This window comes from Granulicatella balaenopterae (assembly GCF_900111135.1).
GTDB lineage: Bacteria > Bacillota > Bacilli > Lactobacillales > Aerococcaceae > Granulicatella > Granulicatella balaenopterae.
Map to the genome: position 1 here is coordinate 1 of NZ_FOGF01000029.1, position 20070 is coordinate 20070.

Consider the following 20070-nt stretch of genomic DNA (forward strand, 5'->3'; position numbering starts at 1 on the left):
ATCCCTAATTGGGCGGGTAAAAAAGTCTATGTTCGTGAGATTAAAGTACCAGACTATCTAGTAAAATCAAACGAAGTAAAAAGTATTGAATTAAGACCAGATAAAGTCAATGAAGTAGTATTCATCAACCAAATCCAATACAAATTGAAACTAACTAAAAAAGATACAGAAGGCAATTACGTTCCTAACGTAACCTTTGAAGTATCATACAATAAAGATTTCAAGAGCGATAAATGGAGATACACAACTGGTGAAGATGGTACAGTAGACGTTTCTAATTTATTAAGAAAAACCGTATACGTACGAGAAATTGACGTACCAGACCACCTACAAAAATCAAACGAAGTCAAGAAAGTAACACTACAAGCTAAAAAAATCAATGAACTAGAATTCGTCAATCAAATTAAAGGCGGAATCAAAATTATCAAAAAAGATGGTGAAACTAATATCCCATTAGCTAATGCAATATTTAGAAATAAACAACAAAAACTCTTAAGCTCGTGCATTGTGTGCATAAGCCTAAGAGTTTCTTTTTTTATAATGAGTCAAACAAATCAATAATATCCCAATAGAACTAATGGATATCATCACACCTTGCCATAAATAAGGCGTATGATAGTGATAACTAAAGGAATGGCTTCCAGCTGAAATATCGAAAGCTAGTAATGAATCTAGCACGGGATAGGTATCAACTTTTTTGCCATCAACTAATACTTGCCACCCTTTTGAATAAGGAATGGTTGTTAGCATGGAGCTGTCTTTTGTAATCGTTGCATGTCCTGTGAATGCAGTTTCTGTAAAGTTATCCATTTGCATTAATTGTGGTTGGATAGTGTGATGTAATTTTTTGAATTCTTCAACATTAAAGCGATATAGTTCAGGTTTATCCATAGTGAATGATGCCTTTTCCAAAGTGATTTCAAATTTTTGTAAATCAAGCGTTTGACTAGTTAGATTCATTACCGCATTATGTCGGAATGAATTATAATAGTAGTATTTTTCATCATTAAGTTTTAAAGAGAAATCATCTTTTCTTAACTGCCCATCCAAGACAATGTAATAAGGGTCTGTACTAATCGGTGTAAATTCAATGATTATTTTCGCTTCTTTATCAGGATCAATTTTTTTGTATAATAAGCGATGACTATTTTCGATAGTGGATACCGATACATTTTCATAAGAGATGCGGTAGCCTTCAAAAGAAAATAGTGGTGTTTTACCATTTCCTAATAATGTTGCTAATAGTTCTTGGTTTTTGATTGGTTTATTAACTTCAAAATGCTGTTCTTTAACACTGCTATCGATTGGGAAAGCTAGTGACCAAGCAAAAGGATTTTTATAAATCGTTGCTTGGGTTTGATGGGTGATTTTTTGATAATAATTTAAATCTTTTCTAGTCCAATATTCATGGATTGGGAAAGGTTTTTGATCTTTTGTATAAGGATTGGCAATGGTCTGGTTATCTTCTATCATATATAAAATATCAAAGAAACTATCCGTAAACATAGTGCCATTACTATAAGAAATAAAGCCATTACTTTCTGAAATTCCTAGTGAACCAAATAAAGTAGGTAACTCTTTTTCTAAAGTAGAAGCAAAATGATTTAAGCCATAAATAGGTGATTGCATAGCATCTCCTTTAGAGCGTTGGAATGTTTTTTCCACACGATAAAATTGCCCTTCTTTTGGTCTTACGACTTTAGCCCAACTATCGAGCATTTGTTGATAGGTGACAAAACTTGTCTGACTGACATAGCTTAAACGAGTGAGATTCACATAAGAATTTAAGCCCATTTCAAAAATGACAAAGACCAATAAGCAGTATCTAATGTGCTTTAATGGACTATTTTTGCAGAGGATTAATAATAGAGCTAATCCAGTAAAGCTTAAACCAATACATAATTGCCATGGCTCTAAATAGCTAACAGGATGGCTAATATAATAATAAGTATTACCTACCAAAATAACCAAAATCGGAATAATTAACCACTGTTTAAAGTAATCGTTTGACGTATACCAACGATGAGCAATATAGACCACCATAAAACAAAAGACAAAAGAAAAGCGATATGGATACCAAATTGGAAATTGGCCAGCATGCCATAATTTGTTCAACCATTCAACATTCATACTAACTAATAAAAAGATCGTTAGTAATAGCGCATAAATTTTTTCTTTCCATTTAAATTTAGAACTAAAAAAATAAGCTATAAAAGATAAACTAGCAATTGAACCAACAAAAATATTTGGTAGACCATCAGGCATTTGATCAAAATCAAAACAACCAAAATAGATTTTCGATAATAATTCAAGCGGATTGTAGTCTAGTGTCCAGACCCATTGCCATTTTGAATAAGAGGCTTTCCCACCGATTAGACTATAAAAAGTTGGAACTAATAAAAAGCTAATTAAGCCCATACTTAATAATGAATAGCCAGCAAAACGGATAAATGCCCATAATGCTTGACGAGGAGGTAGCGCATTTTCTTGACTAAGTAATAGATAAAAGAAGAAAAAGACTAAGAAAATGCAAATCATATAGCCGATATAGTAATTACTAAAGACAGTAATTGACAAAGGGATAATGTAATAGAGTGGATTTTTATCCTTGATAAGGCAATCCAAACCATAAATAACTATTGGAAGCCAAATCATACCATCCAACCACATCACATTAAACTGATTCACCGTTAAATAGCTCATTAAACCATACGATAAGGCAAAAACTAAATTCGCTACTGGGGCATGAGGTTTTAGTTTTTGTAGTAAATAACACATACTCATACTACAAAAAGATAGCTTTACTAAGATTTGAATCGTTACAGCAGTTGCTAATTGATATTTATTTACAAATAAAAAGATCAAATTAAAAGGACTCGTTAAATAATAAGCCCATAAACCTAACATATCTCCACCAATCGATTTGGAAAAACTATAAAATAAAGCTTGTGGATCTTCTAAAATGGTATGACGGTAATAGCTGAAAAAATCAACATATTGCTGTCCTAAGTCAATCGTTAATAAAGATCCCGTTCCAAAAGGATAGGTCCCTAGTAAAGCATAAATTGTTACTAGGATGAAACATGGAATTAGAAAAGAGGCTAGCAGCAACGTTTTATTCGTTACTTTGAAAAAAGTTTTCATCTTATAACCTCCAAAGGAAAATCTAAAACAATATAAGCATATCACGAAAAATGAAAGGTTTCATTAAGTTAGAGGTAATTTACATAAAATTGACAAAATAGCTTTAAAAATAGCTTAGGTAGAAAAATTCAAATAAAAATAATACTTTTTTAACAATGTTTACAAGAGATTTGTGCTATACTAATGTAGTTATAGAATAGAATAATGGATGTGAAAACTTTGAATAAAAGAATGAAAAAAAGAGCAGCCAAAATGAAAAAGAAGAAGAAATCGCATATTCCATTTCGATTGAATTTGTTATTATTGATTGTCTTTTTCTCTTTTATCGCTTTAATTGTGCGATTGGGATATATCCAATTAACAAAGGGGGATGATTTTGCTGCTTTAGTTAGAAGGACAGAAACTATCACTACTAAAAAAACAGTACCAAGAGGGAAAATTTATGATAGTGAAGGACGTTTATTAGTAGGCAATGAAGCAAAATTAGCCATCACTTATACAAGAGAATATAATGTGAAAAGTAAACAAATGATGGAAGTTGCCAAAGAATTAACCAAATATGTTTGGATTGATACAAAGGACTTAAAAGAGCGTGACTTAAAGGATTATTGGTATATTAACAATCCAGATAAAGTTGATAGCTTATTAACACCCGAAGAAAAGCAAAAAGCAACAGAGGAATCATTAACTCCAGGTGAAGTATATAGTATGCGTCTGGAACATATTACCGCAGAAGATATCAATTATTCTGAAGAAGAACGTCAAGTAATAGCTGTCTATACGAAGATGAATAGTGCTTATTCACTAGCGACTGTTACCATCAAAAATCAAGATGTGACCGAGACAGAGATTGCTCAAGTTAGTGAACATTTGAATGATTTACCGGGAATTGATGTATCGTCTGACTGGGATAGAACTTATCCGATGAATGATATGTTGCGTTCAATCTTAGGAACCGTATCAACTGAAAAATCAGGTCTACCATCTAATAAAGTAAATGCTTTATTAGCTAAAGGACGTTCGCTAAATGATCGCGTTGGGGTGAGTTATTTAGAAGAAGAATACGATGAAGTACTAACTGGAACTAAGACATTAATTGAAAATACAACCAACAGTTCGCGTGAAATTGTAAAATCAACAGAAGTCTATCCAGGTAAGCCGGGGTCTGATTTGATTTTAACAATTGATACGGATTTCCAACAAAAAATTGAAGATATTGCTAAGAATGAATTAGAAAAACAAACTGATAAAGGGATGGATCGTTTATATATTGTAGCGATGAATCCACAATCAGGCGATATTATTGGTATTGCAGGTAAAAAACGTGTGTATGATGATAATGAAAAAATGACCGGCATTAAAGATGATGCCCTTGGTGCGATTAATAGTTCTTATGGGATGGGATCTTCCATTAAAGCAGCTACCGTATTAGCAGGTTATATGGATGGAGTAATTTCTTTATCTGATAACGAAATTGTTGATGAACCAATTGTCTTTGAAGCATCCAAACCGAAAACATCTGTATTTAACCGTGATGGTCGCATTAAAATCAATGACATAACAGCCTTAGAACGTTCCTCAAACGTTTATATGATTAAATTAGCCATGCGTATGGGTGGCCAATATGATTATGTTCCAGGTGGGAAATTAAATCTAAACTTGGATGTCTTTGATAAATTACGACGCTATTATGCTGAATTTGGTTTAGGTGTAAGAACAGGAATCGATTTGCCAAATGAAAGTGTTGGGTTTAATGGTGGAACAGCCGCAGCTTATTCAGCACTTGACTTTTCTTTTGGTCAGTTTGATTTATATACACCATTACAATTAACCCAATATATGGCAACAGTAGCTAATAATGGTGTGCGAGTAGCGCCTCATTTAGTAAAAGAAATCCATTCATTTGGTGAAGATGGCACAATTGGTAAGTTAGAGACAGTTGTTAATCCTAAAATTATGAATTCAATCCCTGTTTCAGAACCAATTATGGAACGTGTGCAAAAAGGATTATATGAAGTAACTCATGGTAATTATGGAACAGCTAGAACCGTCTTTCAGACCTATTCACCAGTTGTATCCGGTAAAACAGGGACAACCGAAGCTTTCTATGCAGGTGGTGTAAAATCGCTACAAGGAGAACCAGTAACGAATATTACCTTTGCTTCTTATGCACCAGCAGACAATCCGGAAATTGTAGTAACAGTCGTATCACCATATTTCGTTAAAGCTCCAGCCTTTGATTATGGTGCAAAAATTGCAGAAGAAGTATATAAAGCTTATTTTGGCAATTAAATAATTCGCTTTGGCTAAGAATAATGTTTCATAGCTGTTGCGTTATAACTACCTTTTATTATACAATAGGGGTATATAAAATATAATGAGGTGAGAATATGGACACATGGGTAGTCATCATCGGACTATTAGCATTAGCAATTATCTTTTTATTCATTTCGTTGTTCTTAAAAGATAATAATTACGAAGAAGAATTAGATGAAATGAGTGAAAGTCTTTTAGAGCTAAACCGTGAACTTTATTACTTAAAGAAAAAATTCCAAGAAATGGAAGGAACTCCACGAGTAATGCACGCTCCACAATATCAAGCAACTGAGTATACAGCTCAAGACTCAGTAGAAGTAGCTGTACCAGAAGTAGAAGATGTGGAACCAGTTGTTGAAGCATTAGAAGTAACTGAAACATTCCAAGAAGTAGAACCAGTCGTAGATTCTAAAAAACTTCACAACATCACAAAACAACACATCATTACATTGTACAGCCAAGGTTGTGAAATGGACGAAATTAGTGAACAATTATCTGTTCCAATGTCGACTGTACAATCAGTAATTGAAAACTATTTTGAAGTAGACCCAGAGTAAGGAGGAAGAACCATGAGTAAAACAAAATTTCGTTCTCTTGGTATTGGATTCTTGTTCTCAGCGTTAATTTTAGCAGCTGTTAGTTTTGCATGGCCACTTGTACCAGACCAATATAAAGAGCAGCTAAATGAATGGAATTTACCAAAAATTGGTGAAACATACGATAATCCTGAAGTTAAGCCATCTGAATCAAGTGAAATTTCTACAGAAGAATCTATTGCCTTAGAAAGTTCATTAAAACAAGAAGCAGCTTCTTTAGAAAGTAGTTTATCAGCAGAGCAAACTAGCACAACTGAAAACGAATCTTCTAAACCAATTGCTGATGGTAAACCAGTTTCAGTAACCATTGAAAATGGTATGATTTCAATTCAAATTGCCAACATGCTAAAAGAAAAAGGCTTAATTGATGATTCACAAAAATTTGCCGAATACTTAGAAGAAGAAGGGTATGCACAAACCATTTGGGTAGGAACATACGAATTAAGACAAGGTATGACTTATGAACAAATTGCTAATACAATTGGACATAAACAATAAATAATTGAATAAAAAAGCTTCCGAAAAAAAGGAAGCTTTTTATTGTTTATTTGTTTCACGTGTTTTATAATTAACAGTTGAAAGAAGGTGTAACTAGTGAAATATATAGTAACATTATTTTGGGGACTTATCTTAGGTCAAGTTACTTTTTATCTTGGAACAGCTTTAGGTGGTATGGAATATAATTTTCAAAGCGCAGTTGCTCTAGGTATTGGAATTTCGATTTTAGTATATATTCTCGAAGCATTTTTTATTAAGCCAACTAAAGAGGGAACAGTTGAAGCAACAAAAAAATAGCAAGATAAGACTAGACTAACACTTTTATGTGCTAGTCTTATTTTTATGCATTTGTTTATAAAAAAGGGCTTCATAGTGCGATAATATGGCAGAAATAGAAACATTGTTGTATAATAGGAACGTACGTTCTATGAGGTGGTGAACAAATGAGGAAAATCTTACATGTTGATATGGATGCTTTTTTTGCCTCAGTAGAACAAAGAGATCATCCAGAATTAATTGGTAAGCCAGTCATTGTTGGTGGTAAGGCTAGAAATCGTGGTGTTGTATCGACTTGTTCTTATGAAGCTCGAAGTTTTGGCGTGCATTCTGCTATGTCAACGAAGGAAGCATTAAAATTATGTCCAAAAGCAGTGGTTATTAAACCAAATATTGACTTATATCGTCAAGTTAGTCAAGAAGTACGAGCGATTTTTCATCGGTATACAGATTTGGTAGAGCCTTTATCCATTGATGAGGCTTATTTGGATGTGACGGAGAATAAATTAGGTATTAAGTCAGCAACTTTATGTGCCCAAAAAATTCAATATGATATTTATCAACAATTAGGATTGACTTGTTCGGTTGGCGTGTCATTTAATAAATTTTTAGCTAAAATCGCCTCAGGATATCAAAAACCAAGTGGGATTACGGTAGTTGATGATAAAGACTTTCAAGGATTTATTAATCATTTAAAAATTGAAGACTTTTATGGTGTTGGTAAGGTGACGGCTGAAAAGATGCGCAAAAAAGAGATTTTTACGGGAGCAGATTTATTAGCAGTGTCTAAGCAAGAATTAGTGCAAAGTTTTGGTAAGCAAGGGGAAAGGCTGTACCAACAAGTTCGTGGGTTATCAAGTGATGAATTAACGATCGATCGTCAGCGGAAATCATTAGGGAAAGAGACGACTTTTATCGAGGATTGCTTTTCGGAGCGAGAATTAGTGGTCACCTTGGAAAAATATGTGAAATGGATTGTGGATAAGTTAGAAAAAGAAGGTATGGTTTGTAAGACGGTAACATTAAAATTACGTAATCACAAGTTTCAAACAACGACTAAAAGTAAGAGTTTGGTAAATTATACTAAAGATTATGATACTTTAGTAAGGACGATGGATTATTTATTTTATGAGGCTTATGATGAAGAGCCCATTCGTTTGGTTGGTTTATCGGTATCTAATCTATTACCTAAAGAGCAAGCTTTTAAGCAATTGTCATTATTTGATTAAGCTTTCCTTGTTAAAAGTTAGTAATTCTTTTTGTTGAGATATTAATTTGGCTAAAATCATGATAACATAGATAAGTAAGTAAGACGGAGGTTAAAAAATGTATGATTATATAACAGGTGTGATTCAAAAGATTTATCCAACTTATATTGTCGTTGAGGTACAAGGAGTTGGGTATAAGATTATGTTAGCGAATCCTTTTCGTTTGCAAGATAATATGAAAAAAGAAGCTACTATTCTCTTAGAGCAAATTGTTCGAGAAGATTCGATAACATTATATGGTTTCTTATCAGAAGAAGAGAAAAATTTATTCAATAAGTTAATTAGTGTATCAGGGATTGGCCCTAAGAGTGCGATTTCGATTTTGGCTAATGATGATTTGACAGGTTTTATTCAAGCGGTAGATTCAGAAGATATTCGTTATTTAACTAAATTCCCTGGTGTTGGTAAGAAGACTGCCCAACAAATTATTTTAGATTTGAAAGGTAGTCTGGGTTCAGTTACTCAAACGAACCTATTCCAAGAAGAACCGGTAACACCAGGAGCGAAAGAAAGTACGATTTTAGCGGATGCAAGGGAAGCTTTATTGGGGCTTGGGTATTCTAGTCGTGAAGTTACTCGTATTTGGAAGCAAATGGAAAAAGAATCATTTGACTCAACTCAAGCGGCTTTAAGTAAGGCTTTTACATTATTAATGAAATAAATCAAGGGGGTTAAATAGTGGAGCACGAAAGAGTAGTAGATGCCGAGAATTTTGATACGACTGAAGAGTTAAACGAATTATCCTTACGACCAAAGTATTTACAGCAATATATTGGGCAAGATAAGATTAAGGAACAATTAGCTATCTATATTCAAGCGGCAAGAGCGAGATCTGAAGCTATGGACCATGTATTATTATATGGGCCTCCTGGATTAGGGAAGACAACTTTAGCGATGGTTATTGCTAATGAATTAGAAGTTGGTATCAAAACAACTAGTGGACCAGCAATTGAGCGTCAAGGGGATTTGATTGCTTTGTTAAATGATTTAAAAGCTGGAGATGTTTTGTTTATTGATGAGATTCATCGTTTACCGCGTGTTGTTGAAGAAATGCTTTATTCAGCGATGGAAGATTTTTATGTAGATATTATTGTCGGACAAGGACCAACTGCTCATCCGGTTCATTTTCCATTACCACCATTTACTTTAATTGGTGCTACGACAAGAGCAGGTGTATTATCAGCGCCAATGCGTGACCGATTTGGTATTATGGCTCATATGGAGTATTATGATGAAAGTGCCTTAAAAGAAATTGTGACACGTACAGCTAGTGTCTTTCAAGCGGATATTGAACCGCAAGCGGCCAGAGAAGTAGCTTTACGTTCTAGGGGAACTCCACGTATTGCTAATCGTTTATTAAAGCGTGTAAGAGATTATTCAGAAGTTTATTCAGAAGGAGTGATAACTGCAGCAATTGCTAAAGTTGCTTTGGATGCCTTACAAGTTGATGATAAAGGTTTGGATGCAGTTGACCGCAAATTATTAGGCACAATGATTGAATTATATGATGGTGGACCAGTCGGATTAGCAGCCATAGCGGCCAATATATCAGAAGACCGTGAGACAATAGAAGATATGTATGAACCGTATTTACTTCAAATAGGCTTTTTAAAACGGACTGCACGTGGTAGAATGGTTTCAGACTTAGGTTATCAACATCTTAAAAAAGAAAATTTGTACAAAGGGGATATATAATACATGGGATTTACAACAAATGATTTTGACTTTAATTTACCAGAAGAATTAATTGCTCAAACACCATTAAAAAATCGTGCATCATCAAAACTATTGACAGTTGATGCAATAACTAATAAAATGGAAGACAAGCATTTTTCAGAGATTATTGGTGAATTAAATGCTGGCGATACATTGGTAATTAATAACACACGCGTATTACCAGCTCGTTTACACGGAGTCAAAGAAGAAACAGGGGCACACTGTGAAGTATTATTACTAACAAATACGGAAGGTGACACTTGGGAAACATTAGTTAAGCCCGCTAAACGTTTTAAGGTTGGCACAAAAATTACTTTTGGAGACGGAAGATTAACAGCAACTGTTCTTGAAACATTGGAACAAGGTGGACGTATGATTGAATTTTCATATGATGGTGTCTTTCTAGAGATTATAGAAAGTCTTGGTGAAATGCCACTACCTCCATATATTAAAGAAAAGCTGGAAGATCAAGACCGCTACCAAACAGTCTATGCTAAAGAAAATGGTTCAGCAGCAGCGCCAACTGCCGGCTTACACTTTACGAATGAAGTATTGGATGAGCTAAAAGCAAAAGGTGTTAATGTCGTGCCTGTTACCTTGCATGTCGGCTTAGGAACATTTAGACCTGTATCCGTTGATAATTTAGAAGATCATAAGATGCATTCTGAATATTATCAAATTTCACCAGAAACAGCAGAGATTGTTAATAAAACAAAAGAAGCTGGTGGACGAGTGATTGCAGTAGGAACAACATCAATTAGAACGCTTGAAACGGTTGCTAAAGCAAATAATGGTCGCTTAGTGGCAACAAGTGGTTGGACAGATATTTTTATCTCACCAGGATACGAATTTGCCCTTGTAGATGCATTTGTTACGAATTTCCATTTACCAAAATCTACTTTAGTTATGTTAGTTAGTGCATACTTAGGTAGAGAAAATACATTGGCTTGCTATCAACATGCAATTGATGAAAAATATCGATTCTTTAGCTTTGGAGACGCAATGTTTGTGTATCGTTCTTAATTTTTGTAGTAAAATCTACAAATTTTAAAAAAAATATAGATTGTAAAGTATAAAACATTGACAAAGAGAATGCTTAATAGTATAATTCAATTTGTTGCTTAGGGGTGAAAAATGTGAAAATTTCATTGAAACAGCTTGAAGCTTATCAAGGAGAGCCTCGTTATTTTGACGAGAAACTTTGTGTAGAAGATTCACTAAAACTTAGAGACCCTGAGATTATCTCAGCTTCTCCTGCGAGTCTGAAAGGATTTTTCTTATACGAAGGACATTCAGTTATTGCTCAGTTTACATGCACGTTAGACATCACACTTCCTTCATCTCGATCGTTGGAACCTGTTGTGATTTCGTTAGAAATACCAATAGTTGAGAGATATGTTCCTGAAACATCTTCTTCATTTAATGATGATGATTTTTCAGAGATTATTATCCCGCTGAAAGACGATTGGATAGACCTGCAGCCGGCAGTTGAAGATCATATTTTATTAAATCTTCCTTTACAGGTGTTATCACCGGAAGAATTAGAAAATAATCAAATGCCGAGTGGTAAAGACTGGGAAGTTGTTTCTGAAGAACAGTATCGTTCGCAAAAGCAACGTCATAAAGAACAATCAGTTGACCCGCGTCTAGCAGGACTAAAGTCTTTTTTTGAAAAAGACGAGACTGAAGAGTAATTCACAAAAAGCAGTTTAAAAAATAGGAGGTGTAGAACATGGCAGTACCAAAACGTAAAACATCAAAAGCTAGAAAAGCAAAACGTCGTACTCACTTCAAATTAGAAGTACCTGGTTTGAGCGCTTGCCCAAGCTGTGGTTCATTAAGAAAAAGCCATCACGTTTGTCCAGAATGTGGAAACTACGATGGAAAAGAAGTTGTATCAACTAAAGCTTAATTTTAGTTACTTATAAAAATAAAGTCTACCTATCGTAGGCTTTATTTTTTTTGCAAAAAAAGTCATTATCATTGCTTTCTAATCCGGAATGGTTAGAATAAAGTTAAATAGTAACAAACAGAAAAACTAAATAAGAAAGCAGGAATGGTAGTGCAAGAAGAGATTTCAATGAAAGATTTTGAAGAATTAATAAAAATAAAAGAAATTAATCTAATTGATGTGCGTGAAGTGCATGAATTCAAAGCCGGGCATGTGAAAGGGGCTGTAAATTTTCCAATGAGTGAATTTGGCGCTAAGTATCAAGAATTAACAAAAGATGAAGTGTATTATTTTATTTGTCGCTCGGGAAATCGTTCGGGTATGATTTGTGAATTTTTGAATCTGCAAGGGTATCATGGGATAAATGTTCTAGGTGGTATGCTTGAGTGGACTGGTGAAGTTGTGTAGGCACATAATGACTGTATAGGAAAAGCCTATCAAACTGCATGGATACTGCTATACTAAAACAGGAAACTAGATAGGGAATATAAGTTTATTAATTTTTGGTGATAGCCTTTATAAACCTTATTTCTACTGGAAGGGATCTACTGCTATATTCATTTAGTTCTATAAAAATAAGGCTTTCCCAAAGACTAAAAAAAGCAAGCTTTGTCACTAGTAATTCTTGACTTTATAGGCTGTAACTAGTACTATTATAGTAATGTAAATAAAGAAATCCGATGACAGACACATAGTAACAATACTAGCATAAAGAGAGAGAAGACTTGGCTGAAAGCTTTTCATAAGACTAGTAAGGTGAATGACAATCTTGAGGAGAATATGTAATAGTATTCCGGCCACACACCGTTAGTGATAAAGGGAAAGAGTTGATCTTTCTAAAATTAGGTGGCACCACGTATAAGTATATTCGTCCTGACTTCTGTGTGAAGTCGGGATTTTTTTATTTTATAAACAAGGAAAGGTAAGGTATATATAATGATTCAAAAACCAAAAGGAACTGCCGATTTATTTGGCGATGAGGCTCGTATTTGGCAATATGTTGAAGAAACTGCTCGCATTATTTTTAATGATTATCGTTTTGAAGAAATGCGTACACCATTATTTGAAAGCTATGAGTTATTTTCACGTGGAGTAGGTGATACTTCTGATATCGTGTCGAAGGAAATGTATGACTTCTATGATAAAGGAGAACGTCATATGACACTTCGCCCTGAAGGAACAGCTGCGATTGTTCGCTCATATGTGGAAAATAAATTATTTGGACCAGAACATAAGAAACCATATAAAACGTATTATATGGCGCCAATGTTCCGTTATGAACGTCCACAATCAGGTCGTATGCGTCAATTCCACCAAATTGGAGTAGAAGTATTCGGTTCAACTAATCCAGCTGTTGATGTGGAAACCATTGCTTTAGCATGGGATTTATTAAAAGAATTAGGTTTATCAAATATTAAATTAGTGATTAATTCATTAGGTAAAAATGAAGACCGTATTAAATATCGTCAAGCACTAATTGACTATTTAGAACCTCATTTTGATGAATTAAGTGCTGATTCACAAACTCGCTTACATAAAAATCCTTTACGTGTCTTAGATAGTAAAGATAAAAAAGATATTGAATTAGTGAAAGATGCGCCAAGCATTTTAGATTTCTTATCGGAAGAATCACAAAAACATTTTGAAATGGTGCAAGCTTATTTAACTGCTTTAGACATTCCATTTGAAATTGATACAAACATGGTGCGTGGTTTAGATTACTACCAAGATACAATTTTTGAAATTATGACGGATTCTAAATCATTCGGTGCTAAAACGACTATTTGTGGTGGTGGACGTTATGATGGATTAGTAGAAGACTTAGATGGTCCTGAAACACCTGGCTTTGGTTTTGGTATGGGGATTGAACGTTTAGTCTTATTAATGAAAGATGAAGAAGTAGAAATTCCAAATGTTTATGACTTAGATGTATATATGATGGGAATTGGTGAAGATGTGCAAACAGAAGTCCTAACATTAACGTATAAATTACGTCAACAAGGCTATTCAGTGGATCGTGACTTCTTTAACCGTAAACCAAAAGCCCAATTCAAACAAGCACAAAAACAAAATGCGACAATGGTTATCACAATTGGAGATGAAGAAGTTGAAAACCAAGAAGCATCAGTTAAAATCATGGCAAAACGTAAAGAAATTAAAGTACCATTTAGTGAATTAGCAACTAATTTCGATGTTGTATATCGTCAAGCAACAATGGATACAACAGCAATTGATGAGTACTTTAACGCAAAATAGGGAGGAAGTATAGTATGAAAAAGAGAACAGTATATTGTGGACAAGTAACACCAGATATGCTTGGACAAGAAATCGTTGTTCAAGGTTGGGTACAAAAACATCGTGACTTAGGTGGCGTTATCTTTGCGGATATCCGTGACCGTGAAGGCTTAGTACAAGTAGTATTTAACCCTGATTATAACGAAGAATGCTTTAAATTAGCAGAATCTATTCGTCCAGAATTCGTAGTGGAAGTAACGGGTACAGTGGTTGAACGTAGTGATGTTAACCCTAACTTAAAAACTGGTATGTTAGAAATTGAAGCCCATGAATTAGTGGTTTATTCAACAGCTAAAACTCCACCAATCTATATTGAAGATGATTTAAATGTAGCGGATGAATTACGTATGAAATATCGTTATTTAGATATTCGTCGTAAACCAATGTTAGAAAACTTACGCTTACGTCACCAAACGACTCACGCTATTCGTAACTACTTAGATGCAAATGGCTATATGGATGTGGAAACTCCATATTTAACAAAATCAACACCAGAAGGAGCTCGTGACTATTTAGTACCTTCACGTGTTCATGAAGGTGGATTTTATGCTTTACCACAATCACCTCAATTATTTAAACAATTATTAATGGGTGGTGGGATTGATCGTTATTATCAAATCGTTCGTTGTTTCCGTGATGAAGATTTACGTGGTGACCGTCAGCCTGAATTTACTCAAGTTGATATCGAAACAAGCTTCTTATCAGCTGAAGATATTCAAACAATGATGGAAGGTTTGTTACATAAAGTCGTGCTTGATACAAAAGGAATTGATATTCCAACACCATTCCCACGTATGACATTTGATGAAGCGATGACTCGTTTTGGTAATGATAAACCAGATACTCGTTTTGATTTAGAATTAATTGATGTATGTGATATTGTGAAGAACTGTGACTTAAAAGTATTTAGTTCAGTAGTTGAAAATGGCGGCCAAGTGAAAGCTTTAAACTTAAAAGGATTAGCTAGTGAATACTCTCGTAAAGAAGCTGACAAATTAGCTGATTTCGTGAAAAAATATGGTGCTAAAGGTTTAGCATGGATGAAATTTGAAGAAGAAGGATTCAAAGGACCTATCGCTAAGTTTATGACTAACCAAACTGAAGACTTACAAGAACGTTTAAATGCTGAAGTTGGTGATATTATGTTCTTTGTAGCAGATTCTCCAAGTGTAGTTGCTCAATCATTATCTGAATTACGTTTATTCTTAGGTAAAAAACATGAATTAATCGATGAGTCTAAGTTTAATTTCTTATGGGTGATTGACTGGCCATTATTAGAAGAAGATGAAGAAGCAGGACGTTTTGTAGCAATGCACCACCCATTCACTCGTCCAGTTAATGAAGATTTAGAAGAATTAATTAATCATCCTGAAAAAGCTCGTGCGCAAGCTTATGATATTGTTTTAAACGGTTATGAAATTGGTGGTGGATCATTACGTATTTATCGTCGTGATATGCAAGAAGCAATGTTTAAAGTATTAGGATTCACTAAAGAGTCTGCAGAATCACAATTTGGCTTCTTATTAGATGCTTTAGATTATGGTTTCCCTCCACATGGCGGTATTGCTTTAGGATTAGATCGTTTAGTAATGTTATTGGCTGGTGAAGATAATATTCGTGAAGTGATTGCATTCCCTAAAAACGGTTCAGCAATGGATCCATTGACTCAAGCTCCTGGTCAAGTTTCAGAAGCACAATTAGAAGAATTATCACTTAAATTAAGATAATTTTAGTAGGAAGAAAGAGTCGATAAGGTGGGTCCTTGTGGCTCTTTTGCCTTATTTTAATTCATTAGGGGAGAAAGGTGAATTAGAAATGAAGCAAAGTAGAGGAACGGTTTTCAGAAGACAACAAAAATTAATAAAAAAATTGCAAGATGAAGGAGAAATTTTTGTAGAAGATGTAGCCAAAGAATTGGGTGTATCAGAAATTACTATTCGTCGTGATTTGCAATTGTTTGATGATCGTCATTTAATTGAACGATTTTATGGTGGTGCACGTTATATTAAAGGCACTATTCAAACTGAAAAAGTAAAAGATAAAATTCAAACGACTAATAAGCAAATTATCGCTAAAAAAGCAGCAGAATTAGTAAATGATTATGATATGGTCTTTATCAATTCAGGTTCAACGGCATTCAGTTTATTAAAATATTTAGCCCATAAAAAAGTGACGATTTTAACGAATAATGGCCGAGCAATTTTCAAGCGAAATAATACAGAAGCTGTTATTATTGTTAGTGGTGGTGAAATTTATGAAAGAAAAAAATCTTTAGTAGGAGATTTTGCCATTAATTCGTTTTCTAGAGTAACTGCTAATATTTGCTTTTTAGGGGTAGGTGGTCTATCTAAGGAAGGCATTACGACTTATGCTTTACCGGAAACAGCTGTGAATAAAATGATTCTAGAACGTACAGAAGGGCCTAGAATTGTTGTTTGTGAAGGTGAAAAAATCGGCAGAAAATCTAATTTTTTTACGGCTGATTGTTCAATGATTACGCATGTAATTACTGATACGATGGCGAATCGAGCTACGGTAGAGTATTTAAAAGATTTAGGAATTGACGTTATTTTTGTAGATGAAGAAGAGTGAATAGTGGAGGTTATGATGATGGTAACGAAACAAGACATTCGCAAAAGTTATTTAGAAAAAGTAAAGCAAACTTCCCAACAAGAACGACGCCAACAAGAAAAAGAAATTTGTCAACAGTTGTGTCAGCTACAAGTTTGGAAAGAAGCAAAAACAATTGCTTTAACCTTACCCATGGCACATGAACTGTCTTTGGATGAAGTATTTGAAGCGGCACAAATGGCTGGTAAATGTGTAGTTGTCCCAATTACTAGACCGAATCACAAGATGGTATTCGTTTATTATGATGCAGAAGGTCCGTTTGAAATGACAGATTTTGGGGTGAGAGAACCAGTCTTTGAAGGAAGTCAAGTCTGCCCGAAAACGCAAATTGATTTAGTAGTGGTTCCTGGCGTATCATATAGCAGAAGTGGTGAGCGTGTTGGTTTTGGTGGAGGGTATTATGATCGCTTTTTAGCAGATTTTACCCAGACTAAGCTCTCATTAGCCTATGACTTTCAACTGTATGAAGAAACAATATGGCCAAGAGAAAAAACGGATATTACTCTTGATATGATTATAACTCGGAAAGGGGTTGATGTGTCGTGAATTATTATAAAAAACAAAGATATGTAGGAATGATTAGAGATAATTGGTCGGTGACGAATTTATTTTTAGTGATTCAAATTATTGTCTATTTATTGATGACCTTGATGGGCGGTTCAGAAAATCCATATGTGTTGATGGCTTTTGGTGCAAAAGTCAATGGTTTAGTCGCACTGGGGCAATATTGGCGTTTAGTGACACCGATATTTATTCATATTGGTATTGCTCATCTTGTGATGAATAGTTTATTTTTATATTATTTAGGTAATGAAATGGAACGAATTCTTGGTAGCGGACGTTTTTTCGTTGTTTACTTATTAAGTGGCATTATGGGGAATGTTTGCAGTTTTGCATTTAGTAATGCTTTATCAGCAGGGGCAAGTACCTCGTTATTTGGTTTATTTGGCGTGATTTTATATTTAGCGTATAAACATAGCTATGTACGTTCGTTTAATTACTTAGGTAAAACATATGGACCATTAATTATTTTGAATGTTATATTTGGATTTTTAAATAGTGGTGTTGATAATTTTGGTCATATAGGTGGTTTGCTGGGGGGCTTTTTGGTGACGGCTATTGTATCATTTCATGGCGACCAAAATACAAAACTCGTAGAACGTATATTAGCGGTGATTACTTATGTGATTGTCTTTTTATTATTGTTTAGACTAGGAATGTCGAAAGTGTTATACTAGTCTTGTAATTATAAGATTGGGGTGTATGTGATATGGCAAAGAAAATTATTGGTATAGATTTAGGCGGAACATCTATTAAGTTAGCAATTGTCACTCAACAAGGTGACATTCAACAAAAATGGTCGATTCCAACAAATATTTTAGATGGGGGAGCACATATTGTTCCAGATATGATTGCATCAATTAAACACAAAATAGCTTTATTAAACCTAACTACTGAAGACTTTTTAGGAATTGGGATGGGTTCGCCAGGTGTGGTTAATCGTGAAAATGGTACAGTGACTGGGGCTTATAATTTAGGCTGGAAAGAAACCCAAAAAATTAAAGAACCAATTGAAAAAGAATTAGGATTACCTTTCTTTATTGATAATGATGCGAATGTTGCAGCGCTTGGAGAACAATGGGTTGGAGCTGGTAGTAATAATCCAGATGTCGTCTTTATTACCTTAGGAACAGGTGTTGGTGGCGGAATTATTGCCGATGGGAATCTAATTCATGGAGTTGCAGGAGCAGGTGGCGAGATTGGCCATATGACGGTTGATTTTGATGAACCTTTTGCATGTACATGTGGTAAGAAAGGTTGTCTTGAAACAGTTGCCAGTGCGACAGGAATTGTGAATTTAGCTAGACGTTATTCAGAACGTTTTGCAGGAGAATCACAGTTAAAAGAACGTATTGATAATGCAGAGGATGTTTCTGCTAAGATGGTGATGGACTTAGCAAAAGAAGGCGATCACTTAGCAGTTATTGTCTATGAACACTTTGCCGAATATTTAGGAATGGCCTGTGCAGATATTGCAGCTTTATTAAATCCAGCAACAATCGTTATTGGAGGAGGCGTATCAGCAGCCGGGGAATTCTTATTAACAGGTGTACAAAAATATTTCAATCAACATACATTCCCACAAGTAAGAGAAACAACAAAATTAGATTTAGCAAAATTAAGCAATGATGCTGGTGTAATCGGCGCAGCTTCATTAGTTACAAAATAAAGAACAATAGACATGTAGAATGGAGAAAAAAATGGTAATTTTATATATTATTGTAGGGTTAATTCTAGCTTATGCGTTATATGAATTAGTAGCCTACCTTATTACAAGAGCATCCGCAAAAGTGGTTGATTCAGAAGAATTCGGAAAGGATTTACGTCGTGTACAATTAGTTGATGTTCGTGAAAAAGATGAATTTAAGCATGCGCATATCTTAGGTGCTAGAAATATTCCTTATTCACAATTCAAAATTCGCTATAAAGAATTACGCAAAGACACTCCTGTATATTTATACGATGCAGGCGTTCTAGTGAGCGGACGTAGCGCACGTATTTTGAAAAAAGCTGGTTATAAAGATATTTACATTTTAAAAGGCGGTTATGCTAATTGGAATGGTAAAGTCAAAAAAACAGATATTAAATAATAATAGTAAACTCATTTTGGGAGCGATTCTGGGATGAGTTTTTTTGTGGAATTTTCTTAATAAGCAGTATTCAAAATGGGGGAATAAACACAAAAAAGCTGCAGCAATAGCCACAGCTTGTAAATGAGTTAGATTATTGTGGTAATTCATTTTCTAAGTCAGTTCTAATAACCATAACATCGCAACGAGCATTACGGATAACGAATTCTGATACTGAGCCAATGAATAGACGTTCAACAGCGTTTAGACCAGTGGCACCGATCATAATTAAATCGATATTGTGATCGACTGGAAGATTTTTTGAGATAATGTGTTTTGGAGAGCCATATTCAATAACAGTTTCAATAGCTTCGAAATCTGATTCTTTAGCTTGCTCAATATATTCACCGAATAAATTTTCTGCTTGAGAACGAATCTCTTCAGTGAAGTTCCCTTCGAATCCTGCAGGTGTCTGTAATGAGCGAGTATCAATAACATGCGCTAATACAAGTGTTGCATTATTTCTTTTTGCTACCTCAATAGCTTTATCATAGGCTAATTTAGCTTCTTGTGAACCATCAACTGGAACAAGAATGCGTGTATATTCGTGAAACATAATAACACTCCTTTCATCTTTCTATCTTTATTATACAATAGTTTATTCGTTTATGAAAGGCTTTTCTTTTTCGATGTTAAGGGATTTTTTCATAAATAACAAAATAAAAAATTCATTTTTTCTGCAATTTTTT

The 20070-nt window shown here is 34.3% G+C and carries 21 protein-coding genes; 19 read left to right on the forward strand and 2 right to left on the reverse strand.

The annotated features are described in order from the left end of the window. On the forward strand, positions 1-561 hold a 561-nt coding region (locus BMX09_RS10105; protein WP_177159566.1), incomplete at its 5' end, for an MSCRAMM family protein. Here BMX09_RS10105 and BMX09_RS07045 read toward each other — a convergent pair. Beyond that, positions 520-3144, reverse strand: coding sequence for a YfhO family protein (locus BMX09_RS07045; protein WP_089747156.1), 2625 nt, complete (start codon positions 3142-3144; stop codon positions 520-522). The two genes, BMX09_RS10105 and BMX09_RS07045, sit on opposite strands and share 42 nt — an antisense overlap. 231 nt (positions 3145-3375) lie before the next feature. On the opposite strand from BMX09_RS07045, the gene BMX09_RS07050 reads away from it, so the two are divergent. The 18 genes from BMX09_RS07050 (at position 3376) to BMX09_RS07135 (ending at position 19342) form a co-directional block, all read left to right on the forward strand. Next, on the forward strand, positions 3376-5436 hold the full coding sequence (locus BMX09_RS07050; protein WP_089747198.1) for a penicillin-binding transpeptidase domain-containing protein: 2061 nt from the start codon (positions 3376-3378) through the stop codon (positions 5434-5436). Positions 5437-5534: 98 nt separating this feature from the next. Beyond that, complete coding sequence (locus BMX09_RS07055; protein ID WP_089747158.1) at positions 5535-6017, forward strand: hypothetical protein; 483 nt, start codon at positions 5535-5537, stop codon at positions 6015-6017. Positions 6018-6029: 12 nt separating this feature from the next. Next, the gene (locus tag BMX09_RS07060; RefSeq protein WP_089747160.1) at positions 6030-6554 is read left to right on the forward strand and encodes an MltG/YceG/YrrL family protein; all 525 of its coding nucleotides are present in this window, start codon (positions 6030-6032) and stop codon (positions 6552-6554) included. A 96-nt stretch (positions 6555-6650) separates the two neighbouring features. Further along, positions 6651-6851, forward strand: a complete 201-nt coding sequence (locus BMX09_RS07065) for a YjzD family protein (RefSeq protein WP_089747162.1) — start codon at positions 6651-6653, stop codon at positions 6849-6851. Positions 6852-6997: 146 nt separating this feature from the next. Continuing rightward, complete coding sequence (gene dinB / locus BMX09_RS07070) at positions 6998-8059, forward strand: DNA polymerase IV (RefSeq protein WP_089747163.1); 1062 nt, start codon at positions 6998-7000, stop codon at positions 8057-8059. A 97-nt stretch (positions 8060-8156) separates the two neighbouring features. Next, positions 8157-8759, forward strand: coding sequence for a Holliday junction branch migration protein RuvA (gene ruvA / locus BMX09_RS07075; protein WP_089747165.1), 603 nt, complete (start codon positions 8157-8159; stop codon positions 8757-8759). Between the two features lie 17 nt (positions 8760-8776). Next, positions 8777-9793, forward strand: coding sequence for a Holliday junction branch migration DNA helicase RuvB (ruvB, locus tag BMX09_RS07080; protein WP_177159567.1), 1017 nt, complete (start codon positions 8777-8779; stop codon positions 9791-9793). A gap of 3 nt (positions 9794-9796) precedes the next feature. After that, on the forward strand, positions 9797-10837 hold the full coding sequence (gene queA / locus BMX09_RS07085; RefSeq protein WP_089747168.1) for a tRNA preQ1(34) S-adenosylmethionine ribosyltransferase-isomerase QueA: 1041 nt from the start codon (positions 9797-9799) through the stop codon (positions 10835-10837). 113 nt (positions 10838-10950) lie between these two features. Further along, positions 10951-11508 carry a YceD family protein gene (locus BMX09_RS07090; RefSeq protein ID WP_089747170.1) on the forward strand — a complete coding sequence of 186 codons (558 nt, stop codon included), beginning with the start codon at positions 10951-10953 and terminating at the stop codon, positions 11506-11508. A gap of 38 nt (positions 11509-11546) precedes the next feature. Beyond that, entirely contained in the window at positions 11547-11726 is a 180-nt protein-coding gene (gene rpmF, locus BMX09_RS07095; protein ID WP_089747172.1) for a 50S ribosomal protein L32, read from the forward strand. A 144-nt stretch (positions 11727-11870) separates the two neighbouring features. Next, positions 11871-12173: a rhodanese-like domain-containing protein gene (locus BMX09_RS07100; protein ID WP_322787585.1), complete on the forward strand. Its 303-nt coding sequence runs from the start codon at positions 11871-11873 to the stop codon at positions 12171-12173. Between the two features lie 528 nt (positions 12174-12701). After that, a complete protein-coding gene (gene hisS / locus BMX09_RS07105; RefSeq protein ID WP_089747176.1) occupies positions 12702-14021 on the forward strand; it encodes a histidine--tRNA ligase in 1320 nt (439 codons plus the stop codon). 14 nt (positions 14022-14035) lie between these two features. After that, positions 14036-15787 carry an aspartate--tRNA ligase gene (aspS, locus tag BMX09_RS07110; RefSeq protein ID WP_089747178.1) on the forward strand — a complete coding sequence of 584 codons (1752 nt, stop codon included), beginning with the start codon at positions 14036-14038 and terminating at the stop codon, positions 15785-15787. A gap of 88 nt (positions 15788-15875) precedes the next feature. Then, complete coding sequence (locus BMX09_RS07115) at positions 15876-16652, forward strand: DeoR/GlpR family DNA-binding transcription regulator (protein WP_089747201.1); 777 nt, start codon at positions 15876-15878, stop codon at positions 16650-16652. Positions 16653-16670: 18 nt separating this feature from the next. Further along, positions 16671-17237, forward strand: a complete 567-nt coding sequence (locus tag BMX09_RS07120; RefSeq protein ID WP_177159568.1) for a 5-formyltetrahydrofolate cyclo-ligase — start codon at positions 16671-16673, stop codon at positions 17235-17237. Next, positions 17234-17929 carry a rhomboid family intramembrane serine protease gene (locus BMX09_RS07125; RefSeq protein ID WP_245711142.1) on the forward strand — a complete coding sequence of 232 codons (696 nt, stop codon included), beginning with the start codon at positions 17234-17236 and terminating at the stop codon, positions 17927-17929. The genes BMX09_RS07120 and BMX09_RS07125 overlap by 4 nt, the downstream gene beginning before the upstream one ends. 32 nt (positions 17930-17961) lie before the next feature. Further along, a complete protein-coding gene (locus BMX09_RS07130; RefSeq protein ID WP_089747182.1) occupies positions 17962-18921 on the forward strand; it encodes an ROK family glucokinase in 960 nt (319 codons plus the stop codon). A gap of 31 nt (positions 18922-18952) precedes the next feature. Then, a complete protein-coding gene (locus BMX09_RS07135; RefSeq protein ID WP_245711143.1) occupies positions 18953-19342 on the forward strand; it encodes a rhodanese-like domain-containing protein in 390 nt (129 codons plus the stop codon). Between the two features lie 133 nt (positions 19343-19475). Here the strand turns inward: BMX09_RS07135 and BMX09_RS07140 are convergent, their stop codons facing one another. Continuing rightward, positions 19476-19937: a universal stress protein gene (locus BMX09_RS07140; protein ID WP_089747187.1), complete on the reverse strand. Its 462-nt coding sequence runs from the start codon at positions 19935-19937 to the stop codon at positions 19476-19478. Positions 19938-20070 lie beyond the last annotated feature (133 nt).

What these genes read in the sequence shown, in the direction of transcription:
- BMX09_RS07045 (WP_089747156.1), bottom strand. Translation starts at nt 3,144, where the DNA reads ATGAAAACTTTTTTCAAAGTAACGAATAAAACGTTGCTGCTAGCCTCT.
- BMX09_RS07050 (WP_089747198.1), top strand. Translation starts at nt 3,376, where the DNA reads ATGAAAAAAAGAGCAGCCAAAATGAAAAAGAAGAAGAAATCGCATATT.
- BMX09_RS07055 (WP_089747158.1), top strand. Translation starts at nt 5,535, where the DNA reads ATGGACACATGGGTAGTCATCATCGGACTATTAGCATTAGCAATTATC.
- BMX09_RS07060 (WP_089747160.1), top strand. Translation starts at nt 6,030, where the DNA reads ATGAGTAAAACAAAATTTCGTTCTCTTGGTATTGGATTCTTGTTCTCA.
- dinB (WP_089747163.1), top strand. Translation starts at nt 6,998, where the DNA reads ATGAGGAAAATCTTACATGTTGATATGGATGCTTTTTTTGCCTCAGTA.
- ruvA (WP_089747165.1), top strand. Translation starts at nt 8,157, where the DNA reads ATGTATGATTATATAACAGGTGTGATTCAAAAGATTTATCCAACTTAT.
- queA (WP_089747168.1), top strand. Translation starts at nt 9,797, where the DNA reads ATGGGATTTACAACAAATGATTTTGACTTTAATTTACCAGAAGAATTA.
- rpmF (WP_089747172.1), top strand. Translation starts at nt 11,547, where the DNA reads ATGGCAGTACCAAAACGTAAAACATCAAAAGCTAGAAAAGCAAAACGT.
- BMX09_RS07100 (WP_322787585.1), top strand. Translation starts at nt 11,871, where the DNA reads ATGGTAGTGCAAGAAGAGATTTCAATGAAAGATTTTGAAGAATTAATA.
- hisS (WP_089747176.1), top strand. Translation starts at nt 12,702, where the DNA reads ATGATTCAAAAACCAAAAGGAACTGCCGATTTATTTGGCGATGAGGCT.
- aspS (WP_089747178.1), top strand. Translation starts at nt 14,036, where the DNA reads ATGAAAAAGAGAACAGTATATTGTGGACAAGTAACACCAGATATGCTT.
- BMX09_RS07115 (WP_089747201.1), top strand. Translation starts at nt 15,876, where the DNA reads ATGAAGCAAAGTAGAGGAACGGTTTTCAGAAGACAACAAAAATTAATA.
- BMX09_RS07120 (WP_177159568.1), top strand. Translation starts at nt 16,671, where the DNA reads ATGGTAACGAAACAAGACATTCGCAAAAGTTATTTAGAAAAAGTAAAG.
- BMX09_RS07130 (WP_089747182.1), top strand. Translation starts at nt 17,962, where the DNA reads ATGGCAAAGAAAATTATTGGTATAGATTTAGGCGGAACATCTATTAAG.
- BMX09_RS07135 (WP_245711143.1), top strand. Translation starts at nt 18,953, where the DNA reads ATGGTAATTTTATATATTATTGTAGGGTTAATTCTAGCTTATGCGTTA.
- BMX09_RS07140 (WP_089747187.1), bottom strand. Translation starts at nt 19,937, where the DNA reads ATGTTTCACGAATATACACGCATTCTTGTTCCAGTTGATGGTTCACAA.